The sequence below is a fragment of the Terrabacter sp. C0L_2 genome, assembly GCF_036352015.1.
Lineage (GTDB): Bacteria > Actinomycetota > Actinomycetes > Actinomycetales > Dermatophilaceae > Terrabacter > Terrabacter tumescens.
In genome coordinates this window covers 1769935-1776999 of the sequence record NZ_CP143557.1, presented here as the reverse complement: position 1 = coordinate 1776999, position 7065 = coordinate 1769935, and the positions used below count along the sequence as shown (strand labels likewise).

Annotated in this window: 8 protein-coding genes; 6 read left to right on the top strand and 2 right to left on the bottom strand. The window is 73.1% G+C overall.

Features of this window, described 5'->3' with window-relative positions; genetic code table 11:
• Window positions 1–32 precede the first annotated feature (32 nt).
• The 4 genes from U5C87_RS08295 (at window position 33) to U5C87_RS08280 (ending at window position 2001) form a co-directional block, all read left to right on the top strand.
• Entirely contained in the window at window positions 33–164 is a 132-nt protein-coding gene (locus tag U5C87_RS08295) for a hypothetical protein (protein WP_330476124.1), read from the top strand.
• Between the two features lie 43 nt (window positions 165–207).
• Window positions 208–771, top strand: coding sequence for an AAA family ATPase (locus tag U5C87_RS08290; protein ID WP_030195346.1), 564 nt, complete (start codon window positions 208–210; stop codon window positions 769–771).
• Complete coding sequence (gene soxR, locus U5C87_RS08285) at window positions 772–1203, top strand: redox-sensitive transcriptional activator SoxR (protein WP_330476123.1); 432 nt, start codon at window positions 772–774, stop codon at window positions 1201–1203. It abuts the gene before it with no gap.
• A gap of 150 nt (window positions 1204–1353) precedes the next feature.
• Window positions 1354–2001, top strand: a complete 648-nt coding sequence (locus U5C87_RS08280) for a peptidoglycan recognition protein family protein (RefSeq protein WP_330476122.1) — start codon at window positions 1354–1356, stop codon at window positions 1999–2001.
• A gap of 101 nt (window positions 2002–2102) precedes the next feature.
• On the opposite strand, the gene U5C87_RS08275 is transcribed toward U5C87_RS08280, so the two are convergent.
• Window positions 2103–2639: a hypothetical protein gene (locus U5C87_RS08275; RefSeq protein ID WP_330476121.1), complete on the bottom strand. Its 537-nt coding sequence runs from the start codon at window positions 2637–2639 to the stop codon at window positions 2103–2105.
• A 236-nt stretch (window positions 2640–2875) separates the two neighbouring features.
• On the opposite strand from U5C87_RS08275, the gene U5C87_RS08270 reads away from it, so the two are divergent.
• Together U5C87_RS08270 and U5C87_RS08265 are read left to right on the top strand one after the other, a co-directional pair.
• On the top strand, window positions 2876–6019 hold the full coding sequence (locus U5C87_RS08270; RefSeq protein WP_330476120.1) for an AfsR/SARP family transcriptional regulator: 3144 nt from the start codon (window positions 2876–2878) through the stop codon (window positions 6017–6019).
• 103 nt (window positions 6020–6122) lie between these two features.
• Window positions 6123–6284, top strand: coding sequence for a hypothetical protein (locus U5C87_RS08265; RefSeq protein ID WP_330476119.1), 162 nt, complete (start codon window positions 6123–6125; stop codon window positions 6282–6284).
• A gap of 245 nt (window positions 6285–6529) precedes the next feature.
• On the opposite strand, the gene U5C87_RS08260 is transcribed toward U5C87_RS08265, so the two are convergent.
• Window positions 6530–7018 carry a hypothetical protein gene (locus U5C87_RS08260; protein WP_330476118.1) on the bottom strand — a complete coding sequence of 163 codons (489 nt, stop codon included), beginning with the start codon at window positions 7016–7018 and terminating at the stop codon, window positions 6530–6532.
• Window positions 7019–7065: the final 47 nt, after the last annotated feature.

Genomic DNA, 7065 nt, shown 5'->3' with positions numbered 1-7065 from the left:
ACACCTGCCCCACACGTCGTCGGGTGACCGGTGTGACGGCGGGGCCACTCGAGCTCGTCTGCGGCCTGGCCATGGGTGTCCTGGCCATGGGACGACGGGGCCACTCGACGAGAAGGTGGGGGACGGCATACGCCATCGGTGAGGGGCACCTGGACGTCACCTGAGGTCCGGCGACTTTTGGGGCGCCGCCCCCTAGGGTGGTGCAACGTGAGCGACCGGCCCCTCCACCCCGCCGTCGACATCCCGCAGGTCATCGTCGTCACCGGCGTCATGGCAGCGGGCAAGTCGACCGTCTCCCAGCTCCTCGCCGAGCGCTTCTCGCGTGCCGTCCACCTCCGCGGGGACGAGTTCCGGCGGGTCGTCGTGCGCGGACGCGTCGACATGTCGCCGCACGGCGACCCGGAGGCCGAGCGTCAGCTCGCCCTGCGCCACGCCATCACGGCCCACTCCGCGAACGAGTACGCCGCGGCCGGCTTCACCGTCGTCGTGCAGGACCTCTTCGTCGGCGCGAGCCTTCAGCCGTTCCTCGACCAGCTGACCGCGCGGCCGCTCAGCCTCGTCATGCTGGCGCCCGACGTCGGCACGGTCATGCAGCGCGAGTCGGAGCGGGCCAAGGTCGGCTACGGCGACCTGTGGTCGATCCGCGACTTCGACCACAAGGTGCGCACCGAGACCCCGCACATCGGGCTCTGGCTCGACAGCTCGCAGCAGACGCCCGACGAGACCGTCGAGGAGATCGTCGCGCGGCTGGCCGAGGCTCGGATCGCGTAGATGTCGACGCTCACGATCGGCCAGGTCGCCGAGCGCACCGGCGCCGCGACGTCGGCGCTGCGCTACTGGGAGGACCTCGGGCTCATCGACTCGGTGCGCACTTCCGGCAACCAACGGCGCTACGAGCGGGTCACGATCCGGCGCGTCTCGTTCATCCGCGCCGCCCAGCGAATCGGCCTGTCCCTGGACGAGATCGGGGCCGCGCTCGCCACGCTGCCGGAGGGACGCACTCCAACCGCCGGTGACTGGGCCCGCCTCTCGCGCGCTTGGCGCAGTCGTCTCGACGACCAGATTCGACGCATCGAGCGGCTGCGCGACCAGCTCGACTCGTGCATCGGCTGCGGTTGCCTCAGCCTGCGCACCTGCGCCCTCAACAACCCGTCGGACGTGCTCTCCGAGCGGGGACCCGGCCCGGTGCTCCTCGAGCCCTGACGGCTCCGTGCCGCTCGGGGCCGTGGTCGGGCGAACGGCCCGTCACGCCGGACTGCGGCTGACGGTGGGGTCGCGGTTAGGGCGTTGTTACTGACGGTCGGCAGGGTTCGATCGCGACCGGATCGCCCGGCGTCATCGAAGGAGGCCCAGATGGCCCATGCACCGCGCGCCGGCGGCCCGCTCTCCCCGTCCTCGCCGGAGGACCTTGCCGCCGCGACGAGCCTCCTCTGGCTCGCGGACGCACTGTCCGACGCAGGCCTGACCGTCCACGAGACCCCGGGCTGGCAGTCCCGCGCGGCGACCGGACTGTTCGCGCCCGTCGGCGTGCTCCTGCACCACACCGGCGCCTTCGCGACGCCGGAGGCGCCGGCCCCGTCGCTCGCCGCGCTGACCGGCGACGGGACGGCCGGGACGGGGGGCGCGTCGGGCGCCCCGCGGTGCCACGTGCTCGTCGACCGCAACGGCGAGTGCTGGGTGATCGCCGCCGGACGCGCCCACCACGCCGGACGGGCCCTGGCCAACGGGCCGGTGCCCGAGGGCCCGGCCGACGTGCTCTACGTCGGGGTGCAGATCGAGTATGCCGCCACGTCGGCCGAGCCCACGCAGTACGCCACGAGCGTGCAGAAGTCCGTCGCAGTCGTGGTCGCGGCCCGGATCGTCGGCGCGCTCGGGCACGACCACCGCTTCGTGCGGGCCCACCGGGAGACAAGTGCCGCGGGCCGCGCCGACCCGTTCAACTGGGACATGGTCTCGATCCGCGACTCGGTCCGCCAGACGCTCGGCCGCACCGGCTGGTAGCACCGGCTGGTGGCACCTGCTGGTGGCACCGGCTGGTAGCACCGGCTGGTAGCACGACGGTGCCGGCCCCGGGAGGATCGGGGCGGGCACCGTCGGGTCGGTCAGTCGCGGATGTTGTCGGCGCGGCGGGCGACGTAGCCGGCGTAGGTGCTGAGGTTGGCGATGCGGTGGTTCATGTCGTCGGTCGGGTTGGACTCCTCGTAGAGCCAGAACTGCGTGTGGTCGGTGTTGGCCCACTTGTGGAAGAGCACGACGTGGTTGCCCGCGTCGACGAGGTAGTCGCCCGCTTTCATGTTGGCCTTCGAGATGCCGAAGCTGTACGTCGAGCCGGCGAGGGCCGTCGTGTTGGGGGCGCTGAGGCCGGTGGGGCCGAGCTTGAGGGCCATCGAGACGAAGCCCGAGCAGTCCCGGCGCCAGGAGTAGACGCCGTCCGGCCCGGTGGCCGTGCCGGACTGGCTGTACTGGATGTTGCGGTTCATCCAGTTCTGGGCGCGGGCGATGACGTCGGCGCGGGAGATCGGGTCGTTCGGGGCGGCCTGCGCCGTGAGCGCCGGTCCGGCCGTGAGGACCGCGGTCGAGAGCACTGCGGTCGCGAGCGCCGAGCGCAGGACGGCGCGGCGGGTGGGCTGGGTCTTCATCGAGTGTCTCCCTGTGGGTTGTGAGGCCGAGCCACGTCGGCCGCTCCATCGGCACGACGCGGACGTATGCCGTGTGCCACGTGCCGTGTGCAAGCGGGGTGCCTGCCACCGCACACGATTCGACGCTTCCCTAACATTCGACTAACCCCGCCAGCCGACCGAGCCGCCCCAGACCGAGCCGGGGCCACGGCGGTTCGGCTTGCCCCGCCATGTTCGGCGTCGGGTATCAATGACCCGTGCGATTTGGGGTGCTGGGGCCGGTCGAGGTCCTCACCGACGACGGGGTGCAGGTGCCTCTCGGCAGCGGCCGTGAGCGTCTGGTGCTCGCGATGCTCGTCCTCGGCGCCGACCGGCTCGTCCCCACCGAGCGACTCATCGACGTCCTGTGGACCGAGCCGCCCCCGACCGCGAAGCAGCAGCTGCAGAACCTCATCGCCGGGTTGCGGCGCCGACTCGCGACCCATGACCGCGATCTCGTGGCGACCCGCCCGTTCGGCTACCAGCTGCGGATGGGCCGGCACCGGCTCGACGTCGTGGACTTCCGCCGACTCGTCACGGAGGCACGCGGCACGGCCGAGGCGGGCGACCCGGCCGCAGCCGTCCGGGCTCTCGAGCAGGCGTTGGACCTCTGGCGCGGTTCACCGCTCAGCGACGCAGCTCCCGCCAGCACCGACACCGAGGTCGCGACCCTCGTGCAGTCGCTGCACGACGAGCGGGTCGGCGCCGTCGACCTGCTCGTCGAGTCGCTCGCGGCCGCAGGCCTGCACGACCAGGTTCTGGCTGCGACCGCGAGCCAGCTGCACCTCGACCCGTGGAACGAGCGGCTCCACGCCCACCGGCTCCGGGCCCTGTCCGCGACCGGCCGGCGCAGCGAGGCCGGTGACGAGTACAGGCGCCTGCGGCGCACCTTCGTCGACGAGCTCGGGGTCGAGCCCGGCGCCGCACTCGCCGAGCTCAACGTCGAGATCCTCGAGGGGCGCTCCGTCGCGGCAGCCCCCTCCCCCGGGGTCTCGCGGCCGAGGCCCGTGCCGCGCGAGCTGCCGGCCCTGGCGTGGACCCTTGTCGGCCGGGACGAGCTGCTGACCGCGCTGGCGGAACAGCTCGGCGGCACGACACCGGACCAGTCGCACCCCTCTCCCCCGACGTCGGCCCACAGCGGCCGACCCACCGTCGTCGTCCTCGTCGGCGTCGGAGGGGTCGGCAAGACCGCCCTCGCCGTCGCTGCCGGGCACGCGCTCGGGGACGCCTACCCGGACGGCACACTCCACGCGGCCCTCGGCCACGGTCCCCGGGGCTCCGCGGACGTGCACGACGTCGCCGCCCGGTTCCTTCGGGCGCTCGGCGTCGACCCGGCCGCCATCCCGGCCGACCCCGACGAGCGCATCTCGCTCTACCGCAGCACGATCGACCGCAAGCGGCTGCTCGTCGTGCTCGACGACGCCCTGAGCGAGGCGCAGGTGCGACGCCTGCTGCCCACCGGTCCCGGCTCTGCCGCCATCGTCACCTCACGCAGCAAGCTGGCGGGCCTCGTCGGGGTGCGTCGCCACACCGTCCCGCCACTGTCGCCTGAGGACGCGGCCGGGCTCATCGTCGAGCTCGCCGGTCCGGACCGGCACGTGGCGCCCGGGGTGGCCGGCACCCGCACCTCGAGGGGGGTGGACCCGGTCGTCGCCGAGATCAGTGCCCTGTGCGGCCACCTCCCCCTCGCGCTGTGCGTCGCCGGGGCCAAGCTGGCGACGAACGCCGACCTCGAGCTGGGCGAGCTGCGCGACCGGCTGTCGGGCGAGCACGCGCGGCTCGACGAGCTGTCGGTGGGAGACATCGACGTGCGGGCGAGCATCGGAGCCTCGGTGAGCGACTTGGGCGATCCGGCTGCCACCCTCTTCGCCCGCCTCGGCGCCACGTCCGGGGAGTGGCCCGAGTGGGTGCCGCGGCTGCTGATGGGCGACGCTGTCAGCCGTGGTGACGCGCGCCAGGCGCTCGACCTGCTCATCGACCGACACCTCGTCGAACCGAGCGGCCGCGACGCGGCAGGTCAGGCCCGCTTCCGGGTGCACAGCCTCGTCGTCGAGCTGTCCCGCGAGCGGTTGCTCGCCACCGAGGGTGCGGCCGCGCGCGACGCCCTGTCACTGGGCCTCGACTCCGCCTGGCTGAGCCTCGCCCTGGTGGCCGAGGCGCACCTCGGCGCCGATGGGCCCGCACCGTCGACGACGACTCCACTTGCCGGCACCGGTCCCTGTGCCGGTACCGGCACAGGGACCGGCACAGGGACCGGCACCCCGCTCACTTCGGCGCCGTCGCGGGCGCCGGCCGACTGGTTCGAGGCCGAGCGGATCAACCTCACGGCGGCCGTGCTGGGCGCCGTCGCCCTGGAGGAGCGCGAGCTCGCCGCCCGGCTCGCACTCGCGCTGCGCACCTTCCTCACGGTCCGGGCCTACGACGACGAACGGGAGCGCGTCCTGCGCCTGGCGCTCGACGACTACCCCGAGACGTGCGACCAGGGCCTGCTGGCCCAGCTGCTCGGCGCCCTCTTCGGTGTGCTCGCCCAGGCGGGGCGTTTCCCCGAGCTGCCCGCGGTCGCCTCGCGGCGGCTCGAGACCGCTCGCGCGCTGGGCGACATCGCCCTCGAGCAGGCCGCGACGGTCCAGGTCGGGTGGGCCGCCATGGTGCTCAACAGGTTCGACGAGGCCCTCGAGGCCTATGCCGCCGTGGCCGCCCTCGCCGAGCAGCGCGGGGACGAGTCGGGGCGGTTGGGCGCTGACGGTCAACGGGGCGTGCTGCTGCGCAACATGGGCCGCCCGGGTGACGGTGACCCCTTGCTCGCGACGATGGTCGAGGCCTCACGGCAGGGCGGGTCGACGCGGCGGACCTGCATCTGGCTCGTGACCCGGTCCGAGGGCCTGCTCGACCTGGGGCGGGTCGATGACGCCGAGGACCTGCTCACCGAGGCCTTGGGGATCGCCGAGGACCTGCGGGACGAGCTCGGGGCCGCCCACTGCCGACTCGCGCTCGCCCGGGCGCAGCTGCTGCGCGGCGCCCCCGACCGGGCCGGCGAGGAGCTGCAGGCCGCCCGTCCGCAGCTCGATGCTCACGCGCCCGGCGGTGAGGACCTCGACTGCCTGCGTCTGGCCGTCGACCTGGACTGCGCGGCCGGTGACTGGCGCTCGGCGCAGCAGCGGACCCGCCGGCTCGTCGACGCACGCCGGACCGAGGGGGACGAGCTCCAGCTCGCGTGCGACCTCGCTCGCCTCGACCGCGTCCGTGCGGCCGTCGGCTCGACCGGCGCCGAGCCCGACCAGCCCGACGAGGTGACCGCGATCCTCCAACGCCTGGGACTCGGCCGGGAGGCCCTTCGGCTCCCACCCCTCGCCACGGCCTGACCCCGCGAGCCAGTTGTTAGGGATTTGTTGGCGGGCGGCCCTTACATTGCAGACATCAGCAGGGCGCACCCGTCGCCCTCGACGAGCCAAGGGGACCGCCACCATGAAGCAGATCATCCGCATCGCCACGGCACTGACCGTCACTGCAGTGCTCGGCTTGGCCGCCGGCACGGCGAGCCACGCGAGCTCCGCTCCGGTCGATGCCTGGTGCGTCAAGGGCGGCCAGTCCGCCAACGGCCCGTGTGAGTGGCTCGCCGGGAGCTGACGCCCGCACCACCCGACCTCGAGGACCACGACGCGCAGGGGCGTCGTGGTCCTCGTTCGTGTGCGGCCAGGGGGTGGGGATACCGGGAGCTGCCAGGGGCGGAGGCGCGGGAACGAGGTCCTCCGAACAGCCGGGAGGCACGGCGATGCCGCGGGGACCGAGGTCCCCGCGGCGTCGCGGTGTCGAGCTGTCGAGCTGTCGAGCTGTCGAGCTGTCGAGCTGTCGTGCTGTCGTCGGCCGAACGTTCAGCCCTTGTGCCAGTAGTAGGCGACGCCGCCGTGGGACTCCGCGTGCGTCGTCGGGTTGTAGGTGTGCTCCCCGACCTTGTTGGGCGCCACGAAGTTCGAGTCGATGACGCGGATCTCGGCGCCCGCCGGGTCGCCCGAGACGATGGCAGTGTGGATACCCGTGGTGTGCGAGCCGGAGTCGGTCTCCTGGATGATGTCGCCGGGCACGACGTCGGCCTTGGCCACGCGGTGGTAGCCGGCGTTGATGTAGGCCTGGTAGTAGCCGGTGCCGAGGGTGTTGGGGTAGACCTCGGCGTAGATCTTCTGGACGAAGACCTTGCACTGCCCTTGGTAGGTGCCGACGTAGTTGCGGGCGTGGGTGACCATCGCGCTGGCGGCGTCGGCGGATGAGACGGCCCCGACGGGGACGACGCCGGCAGTCGCTGCAGCCAGGACGACGGTCGTGGCGAGGGTGCGGAAGGTGGCCTTCCGGGCTCGAGTGTTCATGGTGAATCTCCTTGTGGTGGCGTGTGATCGGGCCGGTCGGCCGGACT

What these genes read in the sequence shown, in the direction of transcription:
- soxR (WP_330476123.1), top strand. Translation starts at nt 772, where the DNA reads ATGTCGACGCTCACGATCGGCCAGGTCGCCGAGCGCACCGGCGCCGCG.
- U5C87_RS08280 (WP_330476122.1), top strand. Translation starts at nt 1,354, where the DNA reads ATGGCCCATGCACCGCGCGCCGGCGGCCCGCTCTCCCCGTCCTCGCCG.
- U5C87_RS08275 (WP_330476121.1), bottom strand. Translation starts at nt 2,639, where the DNA reads ATGAAGACCCAGCCCACCCGCCGCGCCGTCCTGCGCTCGGCGCTCGCG.
- U5C87_RS08265 (WP_330476119.1), top strand. Translation starts at nt 6,123, where the DNA reads ATGAAGCAGATCATCCGCATCGCCACGGCACTGACCGTCACTGCAGTG.
- U5C87_RS08260 (WP_330476118.1), bottom strand. Translation starts at nt 7,018, where the DNA reads ATGAACACTCGAGCCCGGAAGGCCACCTTCCGCACCCTCGCCACGACC.